The following is a 25,909-nucleotide window of genomic DNA, read 5'->3' on the forward strand; positions in this document are numbered from 1 at the left end:
TTCTTTACAGTTTATTTTGCCTGTTCTATTTCCTTTTTAACCTCTTGTGCTTCATACATTTTAAAGAATGGATACCAAATAGCTAACGAAACAAGGAAGTTAACTACAACTAAAACAATTCCTGTTATATCATGAGTAACTAACCACGCGGAAATTCCAACTGGGCAATACCACATTGAGAACACTTCAGCTGGTATTGTTGCTAAACCTAGATTCATAACAACATAAGTAATTGTTGGTAAAACAACCGCATTAATCCACATAGGAATCATTAATAATGGGTTCCATGCAATAGCACCAAACACGACTGGCTCATTTATATTTAATACACTTGGTACAACTGTGGCAGTTCCTAGTGCTTTTAAACGTTTTGATTTTGAGAAAATAAGTAACAACACTAATCCTAAAGTTGCACCACGTCCACCCAAACTTAAGAAGGCTGTAGTTGTTTCTGCAGTAAACACATAACTTGCCGCTGCTTCCGCATTTGCTGTAATAGCAACTAAAGTAACTGGATTAAGTATAGGTTGAAATACCCATCCACTAATACCCATAGAATACAACATCGTTGGTATTAAATACAATAGAACCATCCCTGGATATGACTGAGCAATACCCATTAGTGGAGTAAATAAATTGACAATAAATGTATACATATCAAAGCCACATTGAATAACTACAAACCAACCAATAATTACTACTGTAGCGATCGGTAACATTGAATCAAACCACTCTTTAACAAAATCTGGCATTACACTATCTTCTTTGAAGAATGTCAATTTTTTGAATAAACTAAATACTAACGCAGTGAATAATCCTGCAGTAATTGCAACGAACATACCACCCGCTCCAAAGTTAGAGAAGTTATACAAGTAACCACCTTCAACAATTGTTGGATTAACTAAAATCATATATAGCGAAATACCTGTACATCCTGCAATAAATTTCATTTTATGATTTTTTTTCTCTTCAAGAATATAATATGGAATTAAAAATACCATAAATATTGAAATTAAACCAAATGTGTAAGAACTAATAGCTGATAAATCTGGAATAGTAGTTGCAAACTTTCTAATTACATTATAGATAGTAACTAATGAACCAACCAATACCATTGGTAATGTTTTAATAATTGCTTTTTGTAAACCTGAGATCCAAGGGTTGTTTGCAATTTTTTGCATAACTGGAGCAACCTTTTCACTCATCCAATCCATAAATTTTTTCATATTTTCCCCCTTATTATTGAACTTCTTTTAATACTTCTTTTAATACTTCTTCTAAGACTGCTTCACCATTTAAAATGGCATAATGTTCAGCATTAATAAGCATTGCTTTTACAGGAAATTGCTTAACAGATTCTTGTATTTCAACAAACCGATGCTTTAAATGTGGACCAATCAATAAAACATCAATATCTGAAGCATATTCTTGTATCTCGGTATCGCTTGTCGCTTTAATTGAGACTTCTATTCCTTTTGCTTTAGCTGCTTTTCTCATACTTTGAGCAACAAAACCAGAAGAAGCCCCTGTTCCACATGCTAATAGAATTTTAATCATATTATCTCCTTTCTTCTGTTTACACTTTTACTTTAACTATTTTATATATTGAACTCAAATAATTAAAATTCCTTTAGTTAGGAAAAAATATCTTTGTCTGATGCTTCCTACCTATAGGCAACTAATTTACTTTGCTATCCACACTGTTTGCTTTTATAATAAAGAACACGGGGTATATTATGAAGATATCGGTTGAATCATTGATAAATGTTTTAAAACAAAATAATAATTGGATAGAGTCCGCATACCTATCTAACTTTTTTCATGTTTCTTCACGAACGATTAGGAATTATGTTAACAAAGCAAATACGAATGATTTAATAATTCTTTCTTCATATAAGGGATATAAATTAAATGCTAATGTCGCTTATACACCAGAAAAGGCTCCTTTTCCTGACAACCCTTCCCAAAGAGAAAAATATATTCTAAGGAAGCTTTTAAATATTTCTAACGAAGTTAGCATTTACTCCCTTTCTGACGAATTATATGTAAGTGATTCAACAATCGAAAATGACTTGAAAACTATTAAGAAAACTTTACTAACTTGCAATTTAACATTAATGCGTTCTAGAGATATTTTGAAAATTGATGGATCTGAACGAAATAAAAGAAAATTAATCAATCAAATCATATGCGATGAAAACTCACAAAGTTTTATATCCTTCTCTAATATTGATTTATTAACAAATCAATTAGATACAGAAGAATTGTTTTATGAATTAGATAAAATATTTGATCAATACAATTTATATGTAAATGATTATGGTCTTAATAATATTGTCCTACATATCATTGTTACAATTGATAGAATAAAAAATAATCAAACAATACAAGAAGCTCCAAGCATCGAAAAAATAAACTCCACAAAAGACTTCGATGTAGCTAAACATATTAAAAATTACATTGAGAAAAAATATAACATATTAATATCAAATTCAGAACTTTATTATTTAACGTTAACGATATCTAGTAATTCGAACACATTCGATTACTCTTTTATTGATGCAAACAACATAGGAAATTATATTGAGCCTGAGTATATTAATATCACAAACGAAATAATCATGAAACTACAGGCATGTTATTCACTCGAAGATTTTGATAGCGAATTTCTAGTAAAATTCACTATTCACATTAGAAATCTCTTTCAAAGAATCAAAAATCAAAGTTTCACTAAGAATCCCTTAACTGATAAACTTAAAAACACCTATCCATTAGTGTATGATATGGCAATATTCATAGCTAATGAATTATTAAAATATAATAACCAAAAAATTTCAGAAGATGAAATAGCTTTTATTGCATTTCATATAGGATCATACTTAGAAAATTCAAATTTAAATAAGAATAAGATTAGTTGTTATTTCGTCTATGCCGATTACCATGGGATGCATCTAAAATCCATAGATAAAATCAAGAAACAGTTTGAAAACGACTTAAATATAATTAAAATTGTTTCAATTAAAAATATTAACTTCATTCCTTTGCATACGGATTGTATTATTTCTACATCGGAAATTAAAATAGAAACAAATATTCCTATTATAATAATCCAACCCTTTATAACTAATTTTGACATGATTGCATTACAAGATTTAATTAGCAAAATTAAATTAGAGAAAAAACAAAAAAATATGCAATCTATCATTAATCGCTTTATTGGAGAAAAACTATTCAAGAGAAATTATTATGCAGATACTTCGTCTAACCTAATAATGAAATTAGTAAATGAATGTGTTGAATTTGGATATTGTCTACCGGGATACTACAATGAAATCTTAGACAGAGAAAAATTATCACCAACTTCTTTTTCAAACGGAGTTGCCATTCCACACTCTCTAAATCAATCTGCTTTAAAATCATTTCTTTCTGTTATTATTAATGAAAAACCAATTAAATGGGGTAATTATGAAGTAAAACTTATTGTTTTGATAGGAACCTGTAAAGAGGATAGAAGTTTATTTAAGGAAATTTTTGATGACTTAATTGCAGTTTTATATGAACTCGAAAATATTTACGAATTATCAAAATGTGAAGATTATAATTCCTTTATTAAGTCAATATCTACTATGATTACAAAAAACAGCATAAATAGATACTAAATATCCACCGAAAATCGAGGTATAATAATAACTGAGGTGAAAATATGAAAAAAATAGGATTTATTGGAACTGGCGTAATGGGTTCATCCATGGTACGTAACTTACTTAAAAATAATTATCAAGTATCGGTATATAACAGAAGTGTTGAAAAAGCGAAAGCTTTGGAAACAGATGGCGCTCTTTTTTGTGAAACAATTGAATCATGCGTACAAAACGCAGATGTAATTATTATGATTGTTGGATTACCTAGCGATGTTGAGGAAGTGGCTACTAAAGTATTCAAGTACGCTAAAGCTGGTTCTGTACTAATTGATATGACAACTTCTAGTCCTAGGCTTGCTGAAAAACTTGAAGAAGAAGGTAAAAAGAAAGATATCCATGTTCTTGATGCCCCTGTCTCTGGTGGAGATATCGGTGCTAAAAATGGTACTTTATCAATTATGGTAGGTGGTAATAAGCAAATATTTGATGAGTGTCTACCTATCTTTAACAGTATGGGTAAAAATATAATCTATTGTGGTCATGCTGGATGTGGTCAACATACAAAGATGGCAAATCAAATCGCTATTGCTGGAGCTGTTTCAGGCGTTGCTGAAGCGATTGCCTACGCAAATAAAATGGGATTAGATCCTCAAACTATGCTCAGTGCAATTAGCGCAGGTGCTGCAGGCAGTTGGCAAATGAGTAATAATGGTCCTAAGATGATTGTTGAAGATTATGCTCCTGGATTCTTCATTAAACACTTTGTGAAAGACATGAATATTGCGATTCAAGGTGCAGAAGATGAAAAATTAGAATTACCAATCCTTAAAATTGTACGTGATTTATATCAAGATATGATGATTCAAGGTGATGAAGACTTAGGTACACAAGCAATTATTAAGCAATATCAAAAATAAAAGACAACTTAATTGTTGTCCTTCATAAACATTTCGATCACAGTGTTACAAATTTTATAACCTTGTTCACTGCATTTAACTTTATTTTGTTGAACTACAAGCAGATTTCTATCCATTGCTTCTTGTAGTTCTTTTTTATATACTTCACTAAATTCATATTGAAATCTCTTTTTGAAATCATTCATATCAAATCCATTTTTTAATCGTAATCCCATCATAATGAATTCGAACATTTGATCTCCTTGAGATAACGGGATTATTTCTTTGAAATAATTATGTCGGAAATATTCCATAAAATTAGTTGTACAATCATAACGACAGTTTTCTTCTTTACCACTAGCACCTATTGATAAACCAACAAAATCATCATATTTCCAATAATGCATATTATGTGCAGATTCATATCCTGGCTTAGCAAAATTACTGATTTCATATTGAATAAACCAATGACTTTCTAAATACTTGATAATGAACTCATACATATCTGCTTCCATATCTTCATCCAGAGATGAGTAACCATCTTTTTTAAATTGACTATTCTCTTCAATGGTTAAACTATAAATAGAAACATGAGGAATATCTAGAGAACTAATGAATGCTAGTGTATCTTCCACATCACTTATTGTTTGCGTTGGCAAAGAATACATACAATCACAAGAAATGTTCGTAATTCCCTTTTTCTTCAACCATTTAATACATTGTATAACTTCTTCTTTTGTATGTTTACGATTGATTAATTTTAATAAATCCTCATTTACAGTTTGCACACCAATACTTGCTCGATTTATGCCATACTTTTTTAAAATAGAACATTTTTTAAGCGTTAGTGTTTCCGGATTAATTTCTATTGTATATTCTTCAACATTCTTGGTATAGGGTTGAATACATTTAAGTAAACGTTCCAGTTGAACCTCATTTAAACAAGTTGGAGTTCCCCCACCAATATATATTGTGTCATATTCATTTTCAATTAAACGATCTTCTACTTCTACTTGAAAAGCATCCAACCATTTTTCTATAATAGGTTGACTGCTTTTAACTCTGCAAAAATCGCAATATGCACAAATTGTATCGCAAAATGGTACATGGATATATAAAGCTTTCATTGGAATACCTCAAGTTTATTTTACCATAATCTTTTGCATCTTAATTAACTAATATACGAGGTAATCTACTTTTTAATTGGATTAACGTTTCATTAGGTATTGTATTGGATTCATTTGCAACATCTGTCACTGTAATTTGACACGATTCAGATGAACCTATCAGGATAATTTCATCATCAACCTGAACATCATTAATGTTTGTATACCAATAAGAAAAAGTTGCTGAATCCAGCAACTTCTAGTAATCTTTTTTACTAACAATTTTCAATGAATATACATAGGAACCTATTAATATCGCAAGTAGTAGGACTACTATACCCGAAGTAAATATCATTGGGTTTAAAACGATATCAATCAAATTAGGATCAACAAAACTTGAAAAACCTATCACAATAAGTGCTGGACCTGCAAGAATTAACATTGAGTAAATTCTTGATTTCTCTGCACCAAATTTAAACATAAGTGGTATCATTGCACTCATATAGAAAATTGATAAGATCATAAATACACTACTAGTTACTATTGATTCCATAAAAGCTTTAGTTACAAATGTAATAGTAAATAGATTTAATAGATATCCAATTATTACAAGAATAAATCCAAGTGCATATTTTGCGTTAACCAAATCTTTTCTCTTTAATGTAGAACATAGAGCTAACTTCTCCCATTTTGAAGTTTCATCTAATGAAAAGGTTGAAACCAAGCACATTATTGGGACAATCATGAAGATACCTGCAGAATAGAATGGATTATTTGTTGCTATTCCAATTACCATAAATACAGCTGAAAACATTGCATAAGTTCTAAGATATAAACGACAAGATAGAAAATCTTTTATTAAAGCTGCTTTCATAAATTTATCCCCTTACTAGCAAATACCATAATATCTTCCATATTTGCATTATCACTCATCATGTCACTAGGACATGCATCTCTTAAAATACACACATCAATTCCATAAGGATTTTTACGAACACCTAGAATATCTTCTTTATTAAACGTTTGAAGCATTGCTTCGTCACATTTAATAATACAATACTTGTATTCTAATGAATCTTTATCCTCACATAGTTTAACTTGTCCTTTTGAAATAAACGTAATTGAATCACAAATTTTTTCCAAATCGCTTAAGATATGTGAACTAATTAATATTGAGTGATTTCCATCTTTTACAAAATCAAAGAAAATATCAAGTAATTCATCTCTAGCAACTGGATCTAATCCAGAAGTTGCCTCATCTAAGATTAATAATTTTGGGTTATGAGCTAAAGCAATATTAATGCTTAATTTCATTTGCATACCTTTTGAAAAATCTTTAATTTTTTTATTTAATGTCAAATTGTGCTTATTACAGAAATCAAAATAGAATTGTTGATCCCATTTTTTATACATTGCTTTCATTATTGCATTAATATCTTTGCAGTTTAACATTCCATTTAATGTTGACTCACTTAATACAACACCAATGTCTTCTTTTTCATAGCTTGTTAATTTTTCTTGATTCTTATTAAATATTTTTACAGTTCCTGATGTTTTAATCATACTTCCAAGAATGCAAGAGATTAAAGTTGATTTCCCAGCACCATTTTCTCCAATTAACCCCATTATAGAGCCTTCTGGAATATCTATATTTATATTATTTAGCGTAAATCCTGTGAATTCTTTTCTAACATTTTCACATTTCAGCATGTTATTTCCCTCTCTTTTTAATTTTTTCTACAATATCATCCATTGAATACTGTAGAGCTTTCCCATGTAATAGGATCTCATCTATTGCTTTATTAAATTCTCTTTGATGTTCATCACTAATCACATTAACAGTTTTTTCTGTTATAAATGTTCCTTTTCCTAAAACAGTAACAATAAATCCTTCTTTTTCTAATTCTTCATAAGCTCTCTTAGTTGTGATTACACTAATTCTTAGATCACTGGCCAACATGCGCATTGATGGTAAGCAATCACCTGCTAGAAGTGAATGATCCAATATCTGCGATTTAATCTGCTTAACAATTTGTAAATAAAAAGGATCTTTATCTTCTTTATACAAATGTATCTTCATCTTTCACCTCCATAGTGTATATATACACTATATACACTATCATCATTTCTGTCAACCCATAAAAAATAAAAGATTAGTGATTTCTCACTAATCTAGTTATCATCCATAGAAAGTACAGCCATAAATGCTTCTTGTGGAATCTCAACAGAACCCACCGACTTCATTCGTTTTTTACCTTCTTTTTGTTTCTCTAATAATTTCTTTTTACGTGTTATATCTCCACCATAACATTTAGCCAAAACGTTTTTACGTAATGATTTAATATTAGTTCGAGCAATGACTTTTCCATTTACTGCCGCTTGAATAGGTATTTCAAATTGTTGTCGAGGTATCAAGTCTTTTAATTTTACGGTAATCGCATTTCCGCGATTGTAAGCAAAATCCTTGTGGACAATGATACTCAGTGCATCAATAACCTCACCATTCAACAAGATATCCATCTTTTGAAGTTTACCTGGTTGATATCCAATAAGTTCATAATCAAATGAAGCATATCCTTTTGTTACTGATTTCAATCGATCAAAGAAGTCGAATACAACTTCTCCTAATGGAATTTCATATTCTAATTGATTTCTTCCGTCATCAATATAATGCATTTCTTTATAAACTGCACGTTTATTTTGACAAAGTTCCATGACAGGTCCTACATAGTCATTAGGAACCATGATTTCAGCTTTGACATATGGTTCTTCGATTCGTTCAATACGTTGAACCTCAGGCATATGAGCCGGGTTATCAATCGTTAGCATCGATCCATCTGTAAGATATACATTGTAGATAACACTTGGTGCAGTCGCAATAAGTGTTAAGTTATATTCTCTTTCAAGTCTTTCTTGAATGACATCCATATGGAGTAAACCTAAGAACCCACAGCGGAATCCAAAGCCAAGCGCTTGAGATGTTTCTGCTTCATATTGAAGTGCTGCATCATTTAATTTCAATTTTTCTAATGCATCCCTTAAATCATTATATTTATCTGCATCCGTTGGATACAATCCACAATAAACCATTGGATTCATTTTACGATACCCCACAAGTGGTTCAATTGATGGATTTTGGCAAGTCGTTACTGTATCACCTACATGAACATCTTGTACTGATTTGATTGAAGCAGCGAACCATCCAACCATACCACATGATAATTCAGTCAGTTTAACCTCTTTTGGATTACGTACTCCACATTCTAAGATTTCATATTCAGCTTTCGTAGCCATAAAACGAATCTTATCCCCTACTTTGAGCGTACCTTCTTTAATACGCACAAAGGTAATTACCCCACGATAAGAATCATAAATTGAGTCAAAGATAAGTGCTTGTAATGGTGAATTAGGATTTCCTTTTGGTGATGGAACATGTTTCACAATACTTTCCAACACTTGATCAACATTTAATCCACTCTTTGCGGATATTAATGGTGCCTCTGAACAATCTAAGCCAATAACATTTTCAACTTCATGCTTTACGCGTTCGGGATCTGCACTTGGCAAATCTATTTTGTTAATGACTGGGATAATTTCAAGATTATTATCGAGTGCAAGGTAAACATTCGCAAGTGTTTGTGCTTCTATTCCTTGTGCTGCATCCACAACCAACACAGCACCTTCACACGCCGCTAATGAACGTGATACTTCATACGTGAAATCGACGTGACCTGGTGTATCGATTAGATGAAATAAATACTCTTCTCCATCTTGTGCTTTATATTTTAATTGTACTGCATTTAGTTTAATCGTAATTCCTCGTTCTCTTTCTAAATCCAAAGAATCAAGAATTTGGTTTGTCATATCACGAAGTTGAACTGTTTGCGTAAGTTCTAAGATACGATCTGCAAGCGTTGACTTTCCATGGTCAATATGTGCAATGATTGAAAAATTTCGGATTTTGGATTGATCCATGAAAACACCTCCTAACATGTGCTAGACTATTATAACAAAACTAGCTCAAACAAGAAAGAAAAACAGTTGAATTTTTTCAACTGTTAGCTGTTATATACATCTTCATCAAATAAGTTTTCGCTTTTAGCAACGATTATTGCTGTTGTACTATCACCAACAACGTTTAATGATGTTACTAACATTTCAATTGGACGATTAATTGCAAGAATTAATGAGTACGCTAGAATAGCAGCATCATTTGTAAATCCCATTCCACTTAAAACTGTAAATAGAATTACTGCCCCAGCTCCTGGAGCTGCAGGAGTTCCAACAGATGCGATTAATGCTAGTATTCCAATAAAGATAATACTAATAAAATTAATTTGATATCCAGCACTTGCTGCAATAAAAATTGTCGCAATAACTTGCATAATTGCTGTACCATTCATATTAACTGTCATTCCCAATGGTAAGACAAATGAAGCTACTTCATCTTTAACTCCTAGTTCTTCTACTGTAGTTTGAATATTCATTGGTAATGTTGCAGCACTTGATGATGTTGAAAAACCAAATACTGATACTTTAGCAATTTTCTTTAAGTAAGGAATTGGATTTAATTTTGCAAGTAATGAAATATAAGATGCATATCCTAAGATTAAATATACTAGTAAACATATTACTGTTGTGATTACATAAGTTAATGCAGGTCTAAGATGCTCTACACCATAGATTGCAAATGTTCTTGTCAATAATGCAAAGATTGCAAATGGTCCAAATTTAGTTATAACAAATGTTAAGAAGACAGTAATAATTTCATTCACTTCTTCACATATCTTTTTTAGAACAGTTACTTTTCCATTTAATACATTAACACTTAAACCTATAACTACCGCTACAAATACAACTGACAACACTTTACCATTCGATGAGAATGCAGCTAGTAAGTTATTCGGAATAATTCCTAAGAATACATTTAATGGATTGCTTCCTGTAGAACCTGTTGCAGCATTAAGTCCTTCTACAGCTACGTTAAAGTAACCCATGTTATATATAATCATTCCAACTATTCCAGCAAATAAAATCCCTACTAATCCAGTTATTGCAAATAAACCAATTGTTTTATAAGAAATTCTTCCTAATTTTTTAGTATCAGTAATTCGACACATTGCAATTACAATTGATGTAAACACCATTGGAACAATAATGATTTGCAATGCATTTACAAATAATTGACCAATAATAAATAAAAGACCAATACCTTGTGTTGCACCTTCTTGTGTAATATCAATAAATAAGATGTTATTAATTGTTATCCATAAATCTGCGTTTCCATTAGCTAGCAAGTTTTCACGTAAGAATAGAAATCCCCCTCCTACTACTAAGCCACAGATCATACCAATAAACATTTGAATCGCTAATTTATTCTTTTTCATCGTACCCTCCCATATTGGATACCTATTGAAAAAAAAGAGTCCTTTTACCTTTAAGTAAAAAGACTCGTAATCATTCCATTACTGTACTTCCTTGATAGCATCTCGTACTATCTTAAAGGTATCCTTGAAGATAATACTCTATTTCAATAGTGAAGTCAATGTTAATCAAAATATTTTCCTACATAATTTTTGCCATTGCCATGAAAGAAATCTTTTGCTAAAGTTTTTGATTTTCCTTCTAGTTGAAGTTCATCAATGCAAATATACCCACAATCACAAGCAACCACAAAAGCATCATCAATTAGCCCTATACATTGACCAGGTAAATCGTTATGTTTTTTCATTATATGATGTACCCTGTGGAGTTTAATCTTCTTACCATCAATTACACCATAACCTACTGGCCAGCTTATTAATCCACGAATGTGATTATATACGATAGTAACTTCTCTTTTAAACGAAACAAACTCTTGTTCCTTTTCAATATTCCAAGCAAATGTCACATCTTCATCCTTTTGTGGAATAGACTCAAATTCACCCAAATAAATTAGTGGTAACGTTTTCTTAAGTAAGTCTTTACCAACTACTTCAAGTTTATCAAACATCGATGAGGTTGTATCCATCTCTTCAATTTTAACACTTTGTTGACTAATGATTTCTCCAGCGTCCATTTTTTTTGCCATATACATAATTGTAATGCCTGTTTCTTTATCTCCATTAATGACTGCCCAATGAATTGGTGCTCCACCACGATATTTTGGTAATAATGAAGCATGAACATTTATACACTTATACTTAGGTTCATTCAATATAGCCTCTGGAATTAATTGACCATAAGCACATGTAACTATGATATCAGGATTAAACGCTAATACTTCTTCAACCGCTTCTTTAATCTTTTCTGGCTGAATTACAGGGATTCCATAGGCTAAAGCCGCCTTCTTTACAGGCGTTTCCTGAATTTCTTGTTTCCTACCTACTTTACGATCTGGCTGAGATACTACCGCTACAACATTCTCTCCCATTTCCATTAAAGTATCCAATATACCACATGAAAATTGTGGTGTTCCCATAAACATGACTCTAGGTTTTTCCATAAAATTCACCTCTTGAATGATTATATCATGTTTGTTTGCATTTTAAGTCATGTTTTGATATAATTCTAGAGGTTAAATAACAGGAGGTGTACAAATGGCAAATATCAAATCTCAAAAGAAACGTGCAATTACGAACTTAAAGAGAAACGTTGCAAAAGTTGGAGAAAAAACTGCACTTAAAACTGCAATTAAGGACGTTCTTCAAGCAGTAGCAGCTAATGATAAAGAAACTGCAGCAACTGCTTTAAACAAAGCTAACTCTTTATTAGACAAATCAATTACTAGTCATATCAAACATGGTAATTATGTTGCTCGTCAAAAAGCTCGTTTAGCTAAAGCAGTTAATTCTATCCAAGCTTAATTTCAAAATCTAGAATTATTATTTAGAAATAATATCTAAATGAAACCTTAGCAATAAGGTTTTTTTTTATAACAAAATAAAAGCTTAACTTAGGAATTGTAATCCCAAGCTAAGCTATTTTTTTATTTTACTTCAATTACTTTCATCATATTAGCTGAACCCTCACCTGTAGGATAACCAGCAGTAATGATAATTAATTGACCAGGTTTAATACCATAAGCCTTAGCAATAGTACATGCTAATTCATCATCATTAGTAAGTTCATTTTGAACATCAGATAAGATTGGTGTAACTCCCCAATAACTTTCTAATTTTCTTTGAGTACTCTTAGTGAATGTTACAGCTAAAATAGGTACACAAGGTCTAAACTTTGAAATACGACGAGCAGTTGTTCCACCTTGAGTAAACGCTACAACAGCACCTACATTGTCTAATGTTAATGTAGCATCAGAAACAGCAAGTCCAATTGCATCTTGAACAGTTTTCTTACTAGATGTTCTAGATAAGTCTAAACGTTCGCGATAAGGAATAATCTTTTCAACAGCTTCTGCAATTGTTGCCATTGTAGTACAAGCTTCTACTGGATATTCACCAGCAGCACTTTCACCTGATAACATTACAGCATCACTACCATCTAACACCGCATTTGCAACGTCACTAGCTTCAGCACGTGTTGGACGTGGATTAGCTGTCATTGAATCTAACATATGTGTTGCAGTAATAACTGGCTTACCAATTCTATTAGCTAGTTTAATAATTTGTTTTTGATAGATTGGTACAAATTGAGTTTGAACTTCAACTCCTAAATCTCCACGAGCTACCATTACTCCATCAGCTACTTCTAAAATTGATTCAAGGTTATCAAATCCTTCTTGATTTTCAATTTTAGCTATAATGTTAATTGTTGGTTTACCCATTTCAATTAAAATTTTACGAATAGCACTAACATCAGCCGCACGACGGACAAATGAAGCAGCAATAAAGTCTACATCATTTTCACATCCAAAACGAATATCTGATTCATCTTTACTAGAAATGAAAGGCATTGATAAACGAACACCTGGAACATTACATCCTTTTCTAGTTTTAATAGGTCCAGTAACTTCAACACGACAATTTAATTCTTCGCCATTGTTATCAAGTACTGTTAGTTTCATTTTTCCATCATCAATTAAGATAATGTTTCCAGCAACAACGTCATCGAATAATTCAGGACATTGAATATGGAAACGTTCATGATTCCCCATAACTTCTTCTTTTACAACTTTAACTGTTTCACCCTTTGTAAATTGAACTCCACCATCTTCAAATTCCCCTAAACGAATTTCTGGTCCTTTAGTATCAAGCATAATAGCAAGATTAATTCCAGTACGATCTGAAACTTCTCTTACCATATCCATTCTACGTTTATGACCTTCGTAAGTATCATGTGAAAAGTTGAAACGCACAATGTTCATTCCACAACGTGCTAATTTTTCAACCATTTCTGGTGTTTCACTTGCTGGTCCAATAGTACATACTATTTTTGTTTTTCTTCCGATCATATTCTTACTCCTCCTTAGATTAGACGATCAAATAATCGATACAAATGTTTTCTTGAAGCTTTAGGTCTATTTAGTGCTTCGTCGATTGGCATAGAGATAATCTCGTTATTGATTATTCCTACACAATGTCCACCGATATCATTCATCAGTAAATCTACAGCTTTCTCACCCATCCTTGAGGCAAGAATACGATCTGTAGGAGAAGGACTTCCTCCACGTTGTATATGGCCTAAGACAGTAGCGCGTCCAGAAAATCCACTATTTTGTGAAATCTTTCTCGCTAAACCATCTGCATCTGTGATTTTTTCTGAGATAATTACAATCGCATGATTCTTATGAACTGCTGTATCTAAATATCTCAATTTTTCTAATATATCCAATTCATCATAACCTGTTTCAGGGCTTACTACTATTTCGGCTCCACAAGAAATTGCGGTATACACTGCTAAATCACCACAGCGATTTCCCATTACTTCTACTACTGAACAACGATGATGAGAACTTGAAGTATCTCTTAATTTATCTACTGCTTCAACACATGTTTTTAATGCTGTATCAAATCCAATCGTAAAATCAGTTCCTGGAATATCATTATCAATAGTACCTGGAATTCCAATACAATTTATTCCAAGTTTTGTAAGAGCTTGTGCTCCACGATAACTACCATCTCCACCAATAACTACAATTGCCTCAATACCATTTGCACGTAATTGATTAACAGCCATTGCTTGAATTTCTGGATCTTTAAATTCTGGAAGACGTGCTGAACCAAGTTTTGTTCCACCACGATCTAGAATATCAGATACACTTGTTTTACTAAAAGATTCAAATGTTCCATCAACTAATCCACGATATCCATCACGAATTCCTACGACTTCAATACCATTAGCTAATGCAACACGGGTAACCGCACGAATTGCAGCATTCATTCCTGGAGCATCGCCACCTGATGTTAAAATACCTATTTTGCGTACCATAAGTGCCTCCTAATTTAATCTAATACATTCTACCATTTTTAATGAACAAAGGGAAATAAATTTATCCTTGATTTCTTCTATTTTTACCTGGAATTTGAAATTCATTACTTAATGCTTTAACACGTTCCAAAATGCGAACCGCTTTCATTTCTTCTTGGTCATTTTGTTTTGTATTTCTAAAATGATTTTCTAAACTAACAAAATCTTCATTTGATGTAAACCAGGTCATTTTTTTCTCTTCCATGCGTTTGTTCAATATTGGAAATAATAATTCATCTCTTACCCATGGTGTAACACTTTCTGCACCAATATCATCGAACACAACAAAGTCAGCTCTTTTAACTTTAGATATTTCCTTTGTAAATGTATCATCTGCATCAAAACAATTCTTCATTCTACTAATCCAATCAGGAACTTGAATAAATGCTACCTTCTTACCTTTTCTTGCAAAGTAATTTGCAGCACATGCAGCGATATAAGTTTTACCCACTCCTACACTACCATAAAGATATAAACCTCTTTCTTTAGGGTTCTTAAGCCAATCTACAACCTTAAGTAATGCATCAAAGTAATCTTTGCTCTCACCACGTATCTGTATGTCTTCAATTTTTAAATTGTAAAAATGTTTTGGCATATCACATACAAGATAATTTACCATATGTGCCACTTCTTTATTTTGTGTAACTTGGTAACGACACGTTCTAATTACTGGCGTTAATAAACCATTCCATTCTAAATCTTGAAATTGTCCTTTAACGGGTTGAACACATGAATTTAAACCTGGACAGTTTTCACATTTCATTTTCACATCTAACCATTTATTAAACTTAATTGGATACTTTTCAACTAAATCGATTGAACAATTATTTCTTTTTATAAAATTCAAAATATGTTCATCTTTTTTTAATTGCTCAACTAAAAGAACTGTTTGAGTTTTATTTTGATTTTTAGTAAATGCTGGAATATCAAATTGTGCTTTTTTCATATTACTCACTCAATCCTTTCAATTTCTTAGCAATCTCTTTTGCTTCCTCATCGCTAATTATTTCTAAATTATCTTGTTTATCGACAGCTTTCATTTTTTCGTAATAAGCTGGCAAGACATCTTTCTTCTTAGTCGAGTTTCCTTGTTTAACAATAGGACTCTTCTTTGTTTGTGCTATAGCCTGTTCCTTAGTTAATACTTTTTCTCTTATCCATGTTGTAGCAATTGCTTCAACAAAACGTTTTGTTAATCTATTTTGATTTACTGACAATACATAATCTACTAGTACATTAACTACTTCAGCTGGTAGTTTTAATTCTAAGTTCAAGTACTCTAATAAACGTCTATCTACCGATGCTACCGGTATACCATTTTGTCTTGCTTGTAAAAATGCAATTGGTGGTAACATAAATGGATCTTTAGAAGACGTTGTTGCATCTGGATTTTGAATTGAACAAAGTTTTTTAAACTTTTCAGCATCTAATGTATTTGTAGTAAGATTCATACATTTTCCAATGAGTATACGAACTTTAGTAGCTGATAAACCATATAGTGTCGCATATTCTCCAATTATTTGTAAGTTTTCTTTTGTTCTTGCTTCAACAGGAAATACAAGTGCTGATGTAGTATCAAATAATTCTTCATAGTTGAAATTGATATTCACTTTATCATGATCAGTAAAGTTAAAGCTAGGTTGTACTTTACTAAATTGCACCTCATTATCTGCATCCCAAGATGCAAGTAAGTTCTTATCAAATTGATCTGATATATCTTCAAATCCATTTTTACTATTTTCAACTCTCGCAACTTTTGCAACTGTCAGTTCAAATTGTTTTTGCCCTAATGCTTTAAGTAAAAGTCTGGAGTATAAATCATGTTTTAGAAATGCTTGAGCCGATAATGGTGGATTAACGATATAAATATAACTATCTTTATCATTATCACTTTTATAAAATGTTCTTACTAAAAAGAATTGTTCACATTTTTTTCGAGCTCTTTCCATTGCTGGTATATCCATATTCATAATTATAGATAAGCGTTGATGAGTCTCTAATGATTTTTGATTCAAACCCTCAAAGAAAATAGTTAAGTAGAAATTTAGTGCGTCTCTACCAATAATTGGTTGGTATAAAGAAATAAGTGATGCAATTGCATTGTTACTAGCAACTTCTATAAGTTCAACACGATATGTATCTTTAGCTTTTAGTTCCATCGTTTATTATCTCCTTTTCTAACCAATCAATTACTTGTTTCTCTAAATCTATAACATCTTTATTATTATAGATAAATTTAACATTACTTTCAATTTTATTTGATATTGTTTTTTGATTTTGTAGTCGTAATTTTGCATCATTCAAATCCATATGTCGGTAATCAACAAGACGTTTGATTGCAACTTCATCATCACATGTTATCACTAGTATTTCATCAAAATATTGTTCCCAACCAATTTGAAATAGCAATGGTACCTCAGCAAAAAAATAAGCACCATTCATTTTCATAGCTTCCTGCATTTTATTTAACAGAATTGGATATATAATGGCTTCTAACTGTTTCTTTTTAAAAGCATCATTAAACACTATTGTAGCAATTACTTTTTTATCCCATATCCCATCATTATAGGCATCGGGAAACACATCAATTAGGTTAATTAAATCTGGATGATTTGACATATATATATTATTAACCTCTTCATCACAGTTAAAAACAGTATATCCTAACTTTTTAATTATTCGGCTACACTCAGTTTTTCCAGATCCAATTGTTCCAGTAATTGCTATTTTTTTCATTTTACCTCTTTTGACAATTTGGACAAAAGTAAGTCCCTCTCGTCGCAACTCTTATTTTTTTTATTGGCGTTCCACAAACTGGACACACTTCATCTTTTTTACCATGTACATATACTTCTAATTGAAACAGACCTGTAATACCTAAAGATGAAGTATAACTTCTAATTGTGGTTCCGCCACACTCAATAGCTCTTTGTAATATTTCTCTAGTTGCTATAATTAAATCTTCACAGTTTTTCTTAGTTATTTTTTTACATGCTTTCCTAGGATCAACACCCATTTTGAAACATATCTCATCAGCATAAATATTACCGATACCAGCAATAAAACTTTGATCAAGTAACGCTCCTTTAATTGGACCTGTCCTTTTTCGAAGTACACTTTTACAATATGCACTTGTTAATCTTTCATCCCAAGGCTCATATCCTAAATTTTTAAATGTATCAAGGTCAGTGTCCTTTGGAAGTATTTCCATTCTTCCAAATTTCCGAGTGTCATTATAACGAAGTTCTAAATTATTAGATAATTTAAATATTACATGCGTATGTTTATCCACTGGTGTATCTTTATCAACATAGAAGTATTTTCCTTCCATGCGAAGATGTGAAACTAGAATACAATCATTCATGATGAATAATAAATATTTACCCCTTCGTTTAAAGTCAACAAATTCTTGACCAATTAAAGTTTGTTTAAATTCATCATTATCACCCTGTACAATTCTATCCCAGCGTATATCAATGTCTATAATTTTTTGTTTTTGAATTTGATGTTCAAGTGTACGAAGAACAGTTTCTACCTCTGGTAATTCTGGCATTATTTTGCCTCAAACCAAGTTGTACCTACTTTGCATTCTGCAACCAATGGTACCTTTAACTCCATGGCATGTTCCATCCCATTTTGTATTAACTCTTTCATAAGTTCTATTTCATCTTGCGTTACGTCAAATATAAGTTCATCGTGTACTTGCAAAATCATTTTTGATTTACATCCTTGTTGAAACATTTCTTCGCTAATATGAATCATTGCAATCTTTATTAAATCTGCTGCTGACCCTTGAATCGGTGCATTCATGGCTGCTCGTTTACCAAACTCACGTACCATGTGGTTTTTATCATGTATCTCTTTTATTTCACGTCTACGATTTAACAATGTAGTTACATAGCCGTTTTCTTTACATTCTTCAATAACTCCATCCATATAAGAATGAATCCCTGGATACGCTTTAAAATAGTTATCAATGAATGACTGCGCCTCTCTTCTTGATATTCCTAATTGTTGAGATAATCCAAAGTCAGATATACCATAAACAATTCCAAAGTTTACTGCTTTCGCTTGTCTACGATACTGCTCAGCTTCTTTTTCATCTACCCCAAATACATCCATAGCAGTCTTAGTATGTATATCAAGTTTTGAGTTAAATGCATCAATTAAACCTTTTTCATTAGCCATATGTGCAAGCATTCTTAACTCAACTTGAGAATAATCTGCTGATATTAAGACATTCCCTTCGCTAGGAACAAATGCTTTTCTAATAATCCGTGCCTGTTCATCTCGAATAGATATATTTTGTAAGTTAGGATCACTACTAGATAAACGTCCTGTTTGTGCTGCACATTGATTATAAATAGTATGAATTCGTCCATCACTTTCAATGTATTTTTTTAAACCCTCTGCATAAGTACTATATAGTTTTTGAACTTTTCGGTATTCCATTAAGTCATCAATAATTGGATGAAATCCTTGTAATTTTTCTAAAACATCAACTGATGTACTACGCTTTTTATTACTCGGTAACTCTAGTTTATCAAACAATACCTCTGCTAATTGTTTAGGAGAATTAATGTTGAATTCTTCATCTACATAACTAAAGATACGACTTGAGCATTCCTCAATTTTTTTATAAGTATCAATCGCTATTTGATCAAGTACTGGTGTATCAATTAATATACCAACTTGCTCCATGTTGAATAATACTCTAGCAAGTGGCATTTCAATGTCATAGAACAATTCTTTCATTTCATATTCATCAATTAATGGTTTACATTCTAAGTAAAGTGTTTTAATAAAATGTGCTTGCTCAGATGTATATTTAATTTGTTCATCTAAATCAGGAAATTTAGGCTTAGCAAGACTTCCATATACCTCTTCCTTTTTTAGTGTTTCAACAAATTCATATTTAGTTCGAATCTTATCCCATGAAGTTAGTGTGCTATCACATAAGAAAGTAGCAATCATTGTATCAAAAGTCACGCCACAAAATTTAATATCCATATTTGCAAATACATGATAAATAAGTTTTGCATCGTAACATATTTTATGGTTTTCACTATTTAACCATTTCAATAATTCTTCATCTTGTTTGATATGCTTTAAATCAATATATATACAATTATCATCTTTTAGTAAAGATAACCCAAATAATTCAATATTTGATGGATGATCATTACTACAATCTAATGAGATAACTACATCATTTACTAATAATTCTTTTGGACATCTTTCAACGACTTCAAATTCATTTAGTCTAGGTTCTGTTATTTCTTGATTATCATTTGTAATTAATGCTTCATATTTTTTAACTAAGCTTTTCATTTCCATATCATTGAAAAAATTAACTAGCGTAGTGTAATTTGGATGATACAAACAACCTTCAACATTGAATGGTAAATCAACATCGGTCTTAATTGTTGCTAGTGTTTTACTTAATCTAGCAAGATCAGCAAATTCTTCTACTTTTTCTTTTAGTTTTCCTTTTAATTCTGATGTATGCTCTAATAAATTTTCAACACTACCATATTCTAATAATAGTTTTAGTGCCGTCTTCTCTCCAACACCAGGAATTCCTGGAATATTATCTGACGCATCCCCCATTAAACCTTTTAAATCAATAATTTGTTTGGGTTCAATTCCTAAGCTTTCTTTCATTGATTCAACAGTATTCTCTTCAATATCACTTATACCTTTTTTCATTAGCCAAACTGAAGTTGTATCGTCTACTAGTTGTAATAAATCTCGGTCACTTGATAATATATTTATATCCCAATCAGGATATTTTTTGCTCATTGTTCCAATGATATCATCAGCTTCGATTGAAGCCATCTCCATTCTCGTAATATTAAAAGCGTCCAAGTAATCTCTTATTAAACTAAATTGAACAATTAACTCTTCCGGTGTTTCTTTTCTACCACCTTTATAATCCTCATAAAGATCATGTCTAAACGTATGTTTACCACAATCAAATGCGACCATTACTGCATTGGGTTGTACGATATCTAGTGCTTTTTGAAACATTGAAGCAAAACCAAAAACAGCATTTGTAGGTATTCCTTTAGATGTTGTCATTGGTCTTCCATATATTGTTGCATAATATGCTCTAAACAGCATTGAATTGCCATCTACTAATAGTAATTTATTCATAAAAACCTCCACTCTTATTTTATCATGAAACCAACTGTATATATAGAAAAATGAGAGCCTTAACTCTCATTAGTTTCCATAGCTATCATGATCTCCACCCGCTTCAACTATTGCTGAATCAGTAGATTCTTGAATTTTTTGAGTAATAACTGGAATTGGTGTAGCAATTGAATCCAATACCGCTAAATTTTCATACATAATTGAAATATAATCTTTATTTTCTTCGACTTGAGAATCAGTTAAAGCTGATAGATTACTCATTGTTACACGTTTCAAGTTCAATTCTGATTCAAGTTGTTCAAATAGCGCTTGCATATCTTCAGGTAAATTAGGTTCATACACTATATATTGAACTCCATCCGCAATAATACGATCTTTAATAATTTTTAACTGGTCTTCACTTGGTAATTCACCAGTCATAGACATAACTACTGGATACACTTGAAATCCATATGCTTTTTGCCAATTTCCAAAACTCGGTGTCATTGATACGAATTTTATTTCTTTTGCTTCACTTATTAATTTTGATGCTAATTTTTGATATTCTGCATCAAGTTGCACCAAATCTTTTTCTAATAAATTTAGATTTTCTTCAAAATATTTTGCTTGATCATCATAGTTACTTGATAACCATTTTGTAATGTCTTTTGCCATGCTAAGCATCGCAATCGGATCCATCCACAAATATAAGTCTTTATCATAACTAGTTAAACCATCAAATACTTCACCTTTGTAATAACTTGATTCAATATATGTTACCGTTCCATCCACATTAATCGGTGTATATCTTTGAAATTTATAAATAGCATTTAATATTGATAAGTCGTTTGTTGGCACATTTGTTTTCTTTATTTCTTCACTGCTTGTAGCTAAATATGGCTCAAGATTTCCTATATGCAACAATGCTTGTGATAGTTCAAGTCTTGTTTCATAATCGTCAACCAATGTTGCTCTTTGAACAATCTCATTATTTTGTATTGAAACTACTTGAAGTTTATCTCCAATTAAGCGATTTGCTATATATCCAAGTGGATAAACAGTATATGCAACTTGATTTTTCTTTACCGTACATCCTGTCAAAGATGAAACTAATAAAATTAAGACAAGTCCTAATAACAATTTTTTCTTCATGAACTACCTCTTTTCTTTAAAAATTATATCACAATGAATCTTTCACTTCACTATTACTTTTTTCTCTATAAAAATTAAACAACACTCTGCATATCATAAATACAGGGATTGAAATCATAACACCAATTGATCCAAACAGGATTCCTCCTGTAATAATACTAAACAAAGTCCATAATGGTTCCACTTGACTGTTTTTTAAATGAACTAGTGGTCCAATAATATAAGCATCAAAATTAGATAGAATTAAAATACCAATTATTAAGATAACAATATTGCTTGTAGGCAAAGTTAACGCCGTTAAAATACCAACTAAATTTGCCACAGTTGCACCAAAATAAGGAATAACTAGTCCGATGGATGTAAGAAGTGCAATGATAACCCAGTCTTTATGTCCAACCAAACTATAAAGTACACTATACTCAATAAATTTAATAATCATAAGAATTAATAATCCATGTAAATAAGAACCGATTTGATCATCCACCAAGTCATATATCTTTACTAAATCTGCATTAATAGCTTCACTTATATAATCAATATAAGAGGTAACTTTTTCATAATCAATTAAAAAATAGAATGAAACTATAATAGTTAGTAATGTATTTGTTAGAAACGAAATAAAACCATTAAATATTTGAGGAATTAATACACTGAAATTTGGTAATAGAGTTTTTGATCCATTCATCATTTGATTGAACTGTAATACCATTGCTTGAACTATCGGTGATGGTGCATTCTCACTTAATGATTTATAAATTTCAAACAACGAATTGACTCCTTGTGAAATGCTATTAATAAAAGCTACAATACGAGTATAAATTGTAGGACTAATTGCAAATATGAGCGTACACAGCAATAGAATAACTATGATAAATAAGACTGGAATTACTAATTTTCTTGAAATACCCATCTTCTCTAACCTAGATACGATTGGATGTAACAAATAAGCTATTATAAATCCAATTATAAATGGTAATGCAATCTTTAATACCGTTTTAAATATTGACATCCAAACATGAGATGTTAACGACAGTAAATAAACAATAAATAAAACCGCAACAATTCTGAATGTTACGTTTAACGATAAATTATTTTGTATTTTTTCTTTGAATTTTACTGCCCATTTCATATTTTTATCCCCTCAATATCATATCATGCTTCACTTTTATTTTAAAGAATTTAGAGTAATCCTTTTGCTTTAAAACTAAAGTAATTTTGCGCAGAAACAATTATATGATCCATTACAGGAATGCCCATCATTTCTCCACATTCCACAAGTTGATGAGTTAATTCTATATCCGCCATAGATGGTTCTAAATCACTAGATGGATGATTATGTACAATTAGAATTCTACTCGAAGATTGAATAACGGCTTCTTTAAATATTTCTCTAGGATGCACCAAACTACTATCAATAGTTCCTTTAAATAAAATTCGGTAATTAATAATATGATTTTTTACATTCAAATAAACCACTAGAAAATTTTCTTGTAATTCACTTCCAATTTCATTTTTTAACCATGATAACAACTTACTTGGATCACTAATCACATCTCGTTTACATGTTTCTTCATACGAAATACGCCTAGCAAGTTCTATACACGATAAAATTTCTAATGCCTTAACCTTTTTTATTCCTTTTATTAAAGATAAATCATACATTGTTAATCGTGGTAAATCGATTAGTCCATTTGCTTTTTTTAATAATGCCTCAGCAATACATAAACTTGATGACCCTTCATATCCTGTTCGAATCAAAATAGCTAATAATTCTGTATTTGATAATGATTTTATTCCATATTTTTGTGCCTTTTCTCTTGGTCTTTCCTCAAGCGGTATTTCCTTAACTAATGCCATAGTTTATCACCTCATGTATTTATATGAAAAAACAGTATGATTTCCTAAATTTTTATTAAAAAATACAAACGATTTAATGGATAAGATAAGGAAAAGATAATAAAATATGCTAAACTTAAGGTATAAATTGGAAGGAGATTTAATGATGGCAAAACATCCTTTATTACAAATGATTCAGCTACAAAAAAAAGGTTTACCTGTAGGAATTTATTCCGTATGTAGCGCTAATGAATTCGTTATCGAAGCAGCTTTAGAAAAAGGTAAACAAACAAAATCAATCGTATTGATTGAAGCAACAAGTAACCAAGTAAACCAATATGGTGGTTACACAGGTATGAAACCAAAAGACTTCTTAAAATTCGTTGAAAAAATTGCAAAGAAAGTTAATTTTCCAATGAATCGCGTTATCCTTGGTGGTGACCATTTAGGACCATTAACATGGACTCATCTTAATGAAAAAGAAGCAATGAAAGAAGCTAGAAAATTAATCGAATTATATGTATTAGCAGGTTTCACTAAAATTCATATTGATACTTCAATGCGAGTAGCTGATGATGATCAAAAAGCAATGCTATCTACAGAAGTTATTGCAAGACGTGGAGCTGAACTTGCTGAAGTAGCTGAAAAAGCTTTCGCTAAACTTCAAGCAAAAAATCCTAACGCTTTACACCCTGTCTTTATTGTTGGATCTGAAGTTCCAATTCCAGGTGGTGCTCAAGAGGAAGAAGAAGGCGTTGCAGTTACTAAAGTAAAAGACTGTGAAGCTACAATTAAAACATTCAATAAAGCATTCCTAGACAAAGGATTAAAAGATGCTTGGAATCATGTAATTGCTGTAGTTGTACAACCAGGTGTAGAATTTGGAGATGCAACAGTGATTGAATACAATAGAAAAGAAGCAAAGAAGTTAACAAACTCTTTAAAATCATATAAAAATTTAGTATTTGAAGGTCATTCAACTGACTATCAAACAAAAATTGCATTAAAACAAATGGTTGAAGACGGTATCGCTATTCTTAAAGTTGGACCTGGTTTAACATTTGCTGCACGTGAAGGAATTTTCGCACTAGCTAAAATTGAAGAAGAATTGTTCAAGGGAACAAAAACTAAAACATCTAAATTTATTGAAGTTTTAGAAGAAGTAATGTTAAAAGAACCAGGAAACTGGAAGAAACATTATCATGGTACCGAACAACAATGTGCGTTTAAACGTAAATATAGCTTCTCGGATCGTTGCCGTTATTATTTACCAAATGAAAAAGTACAAGCAGCTCTTGAAACATTGATTACTAATATCAACACTGCTGGTATTCCTTATTCATTATTAAGTCAATACATGCCAATTCAATACACTAATGTTCGTGAGGGAAGAATTCCTTGTACTGCAGAAGCATTAATTAAAGATAGAATTGCTAATTGCATGGATGAATATTTATTTGCTACTAACCAACAAAAACTAGGTTAAAAGCAACATATTATTGTCGCTCTATTTAAAATTTATTTTATATTAAAACAAAATAATCGCTTGTAAATGAAGGGTGTTAGTGAAAACTGACACCCTTTTACTTTTAAGCAGAAGGATTTAATTCTACTTGTTTTTTTTATCTAAATTTTTTTATTATACACTTATCCACAGTATATAAAACAAGAATGACAATCCTATTACGTCATTAATCATTTGTAGTGAAGATTTTTTATTTCAAAAGAAAGTAAAAAA

At 31.1% G+C, this 25,909-nt stretch carries 24 protein-coding genes; 4 read left to right on the forward strand and 20 right to left on the reverse strand.

Annotated elements, in window-relative coordinates:
- Positions 1 to 11: 11 nt before the first annotated feature.
- Both RR430_RS02940 and RR430_RS02945 read right to left on the reverse strand, forming a co-directional pair.
- Positions 12 to 1,226 (reverse strand): PTS sugar transporter subunit IIC, encoded by a 1,215-nt coding sequence (locus RR430_RS02940; protein WP_332488444.1) that lies wholly within the window; start codon positions 1,224 to 1,226, stop codon positions 12 to 14.
- A 13-nt stretch (positions 1,227 to 1,239) separates the two neighbouring features.
- Positions 1,240 to 1,557, reverse strand: a complete 318-nt coding sequence (locus RR430_RS02945; protein ID WP_332488445.1) for a PTS sugar transporter subunit IIB — start codon at positions 1,555 to 1,557, stop codon at positions 1,240 to 1,242.
- Positions 1,558 to 1,736: 179 nt separating this feature from the next.
- Between RR430_RS02945 and RR430_RS02950 the strand changes: the two genes are divergently transcribed.
- Both RR430_RS02950 and RR430_RS02955 read left to right on the forward strand, forming a co-directional pair.
- On the forward strand, positions 1,737 to 3,659 hold the full coding sequence (locus RR430_RS02950; RefSeq protein WP_332488447.1) for a BglG family transcription antiterminator: 1,923 nt from the start codon (positions 1,737 to 1,739) through the stop codon (positions 3,657 to 3,659).
- Positions 3,660 to 3,703: 44 nt separating this feature from the next.
- Positions 3,704 to 4,558, forward strand: a complete 855-nt coding sequence (locus RR430_RS02955; RefSeq protein ID WP_332508612.1) for an NAD(P)-dependent oxidoreductase — start codon at positions 3,704 to 3,706, stop codon at positions 4,556 to 4,558.
- Positions 4,559 to 4,566: 8 nt separating this feature from the next.
- On the opposite strand, the gene hemW is transcribed toward RR430_RS02955, so the two are convergent.
- From hemW to fmt, 8 genes are all read right to left on the reverse strand, one after another.
- On the reverse strand, positions 4,567 to 5,664 hold the full coding sequence (gene hemW, locus RR430_RS02960; RefSeq protein WP_332482729.1) for a radical SAM family heme chaperone HemW: 1,098 nt from the start codon (positions 5,662 to 5,664) through the stop codon (positions 4,567 to 4,569).
- A gap of 40 nt (positions 5,665 to 5,704) precedes the next feature.
- Positions 5,705 to 5,899, reverse strand: a complete 195-nt coding sequence (locus RR430_RS09300) for an alanine racemase C-terminal domain-containing protein (protein ID WP_442879632.1) — start codon at positions 5,897 to 5,899, stop codon at positions 5,705 to 5,707.
- 3 nt (positions 5,900 to 5,902) lie between these two features.
- A complete protein-coding gene (locus RR430_RS02965; RefSeq protein WP_332508613.1) occupies positions 5,903 to 6,517 on the reverse strand; it encodes an ABC-2 transporter permease in 615 nt (204 codons plus the stop codon).
- Positions 6,514 to 7,353, reverse strand: a complete 840-nt coding sequence (locus tag RR430_RS02970; protein ID WP_332508614.1) for an ABC transporter ATP-binding protein — start codon at positions 7,351 to 7,353, stop codon at positions 6,514 to 6,516. Before RR430_RS02970 ends, RR430_RS02965 begins: the two co-directional genes overlap by 4 nt.
- 1 nt (position 7,354) lies before the next feature.
- Positions 7,355 to 7,723: a GntR family transcriptional regulator gene (locus RR430_RS02975; protein ID WP_332508615.1), complete on the reverse strand. Its 369-nt coding sequence runs from the start codon at positions 7,721 to 7,723 to the stop codon at positions 7,355 to 7,357.
- 92 nt (positions 7,724 to 7,815) lie between these two features.
- Positions 7,816 to 9,618: a translation elongation factor 4 gene (gene lepA, locus RR430_RS02980; RefSeq protein ID WP_332508616.1), complete on the reverse strand. Its 1,803-nt coding sequence runs from the start codon at positions 9,616 to 9,618 to the stop codon at positions 7,816 to 7,818.
- Positions 9,619 to 9,701: 83 nt separating this feature from the next.
- Positions 9,702 to 11,030, reverse strand: a complete 1,329-nt coding sequence (locus tag RR430_RS02985) for a dicarboxylate/amino acid:cation symporter (RefSeq protein WP_332487080.1) — start codon at positions 11,028 to 11,030, stop codon at positions 9,702 to 9,704.
- Positions 11,031 to 11,191: 161 nt separating this feature from the next.
- Complete coding sequence (gene fmt / locus RR430_RS02990; protein WP_332487078.1) at positions 11,192 to 12,127, reverse strand: methionyl-tRNA formyltransferase; 936 nt, start codon at positions 12,125 to 12,127, stop codon at positions 11,192 to 11,194.
- A 94-nt stretch (positions 12,128 to 12,221) separates the two neighbouring features.
- Here fmt and rpsT point away from each other — a divergent pair, with 94 nt between their 5' ends.
- Positions 12,222 to 12,488: a 30S ribosomal protein S20 gene (gene rpsT, locus RR430_RS02995; RefSeq protein WP_332487076.1), complete on the forward strand. Its 267-nt coding sequence runs from the start codon at positions 12,222 to 12,224 to the stop codon at positions 12,486 to 12,488.
- A gap of 122 nt (positions 12,489 to 12,610) precedes the next feature.
- Here rpsT and pyk read toward each other — a convergent pair whose 3' ends face one another.
- The 10 genes from pyk to radC form a co-directional block, all read right to left on the reverse strand.
- Entirely contained in the window at positions 12,611 to 14,032 is a 1,422-nt protein-coding gene (gene pyk / locus RR430_RS03000; RefSeq protein WP_332487074.1) for a pyruvate kinase, read from the reverse strand.
- 14 nt (positions 14,033 to 14,046) lie between these two features.
- Positions 14,047 to 15,009 carry a 6-phosphofructokinase gene (gene pfkA, locus RR430_RS03005; protein WP_332487073.1) on the reverse strand — a complete coding sequence of 321 codons (963 nt, stop codon included), beginning with the start codon at positions 15,007 to 15,009 and terminating at the stop codon, positions 14,047 to 14,049.
- 61 nt (positions 15,010 to 15,070) lie between these two features.
- A complete protein-coding gene (locus RR430_RS03010; protein ID WP_332508617.1) occupies positions 15,071 to 15,994 on the reverse strand; it encodes an ATP-binding protein in 924 nt (307 codons plus the stop codon).
- A gap of 1 nt (position 15,995) precedes the next feature.
- Positions 15,996 to 17,207 (reverse strand): DnaD domain protein, encoded by a 1,212-nt coding sequence (locus RR430_RS03015; protein WP_332508618.1) that lies wholly within the window; start codon positions 17,205 to 17,207, stop codon positions 15,996 to 15,998.
- Entirely contained in the window at positions 17,191 to 17,784 is a 594-nt protein-coding gene (coaE, locus tag RR430_RS03020; protein WP_332487067.1) for a dephospho-CoA kinase, read from the reverse strand. Before coaE ends, RR430_RS03015 begins: the two co-directional genes overlap by 17 nt.
- A gap of 1 nt (position 17,785) precedes the next feature.
- Positions 17,786 to 18,601 carry a DNA-formamidopyrimidine glycosylase gene (gene mutM, locus RR430_RS03025; protein ID WP_332487066.1) on the reverse strand — a complete coding sequence of 272 codons (816 nt, stop codon included), beginning with the start codon at positions 18,599 to 18,601 and terminating at the stop codon, positions 17,786 to 17,788.
- Entirely contained in the window at positions 18,601 to 21,204 is a 2,604-nt protein-coding gene (polA, locus tag RR430_RS03030; protein ID WP_332487065.1) for a DNA polymerase I, read from the reverse strand. The genes mutM and polA overlap by 1 nt, the downstream gene beginning before the upstream one ends.
- A gap of 69 nt (positions 21,205 to 21,273) precedes the next feature.
- Positions 21,274 to 22,335, reverse strand: coding sequence for a metal ABC transporter substrate-binding protein (locus RR430_RS03035; protein WP_332487063.1), 1,062 nt, complete (start codon positions 22,333 to 22,335; stop codon positions 21,274 to 21,276).
- Between the two features lie 28 nt (positions 22,336 to 22,363).
- Positions 22,364 to 23,464, reverse strand: a complete 1,101-nt coding sequence (locus RR430_RS03040; RefSeq protein ID WP_332487061.1) for an AI-2E family transporter — start codon at positions 23,462 to 23,464, stop codon at positions 22,364 to 22,366.
- Positions 23,465 to 23,514: 50 nt separating this feature from the next.
- A complete protein-coding gene (radC, locus tag RR430_RS03045) occupies positions 23,515 to 24,192 on the reverse strand; it encodes a RadC family protein (RefSeq protein WP_332487059.1) in 678 nt (225 codons plus the stop codon).
- 145 nt (positions 24,193 to 24,337) lie between these two features.
- Here radC and RR430_RS03050 point away from each other — a divergent pair, with 145 nt between their 5' ends.
- A complete protein-coding gene (locus tag RR430_RS03050; RefSeq protein ID WP_442878265.1) occupies positions 24,338 to 25,657 on the forward strand; it encodes a class II D-tagatose-bisphosphate aldolase, non-catalytic subunit in 1,320 nt (439 codons plus the stop codon).
- The last annotated feature ends 252 nt before the right edge of the window (positions 25,658 to 25,909 follow it).

Source organism: Anaerorhabdus sp., assembly GCF_036641015.1.
GTDB lineage: Bacteria > Bacillota_I > Bacilli_A > Erysipelotrichales > Erysipelotrichaceae > Anaerorhabdus.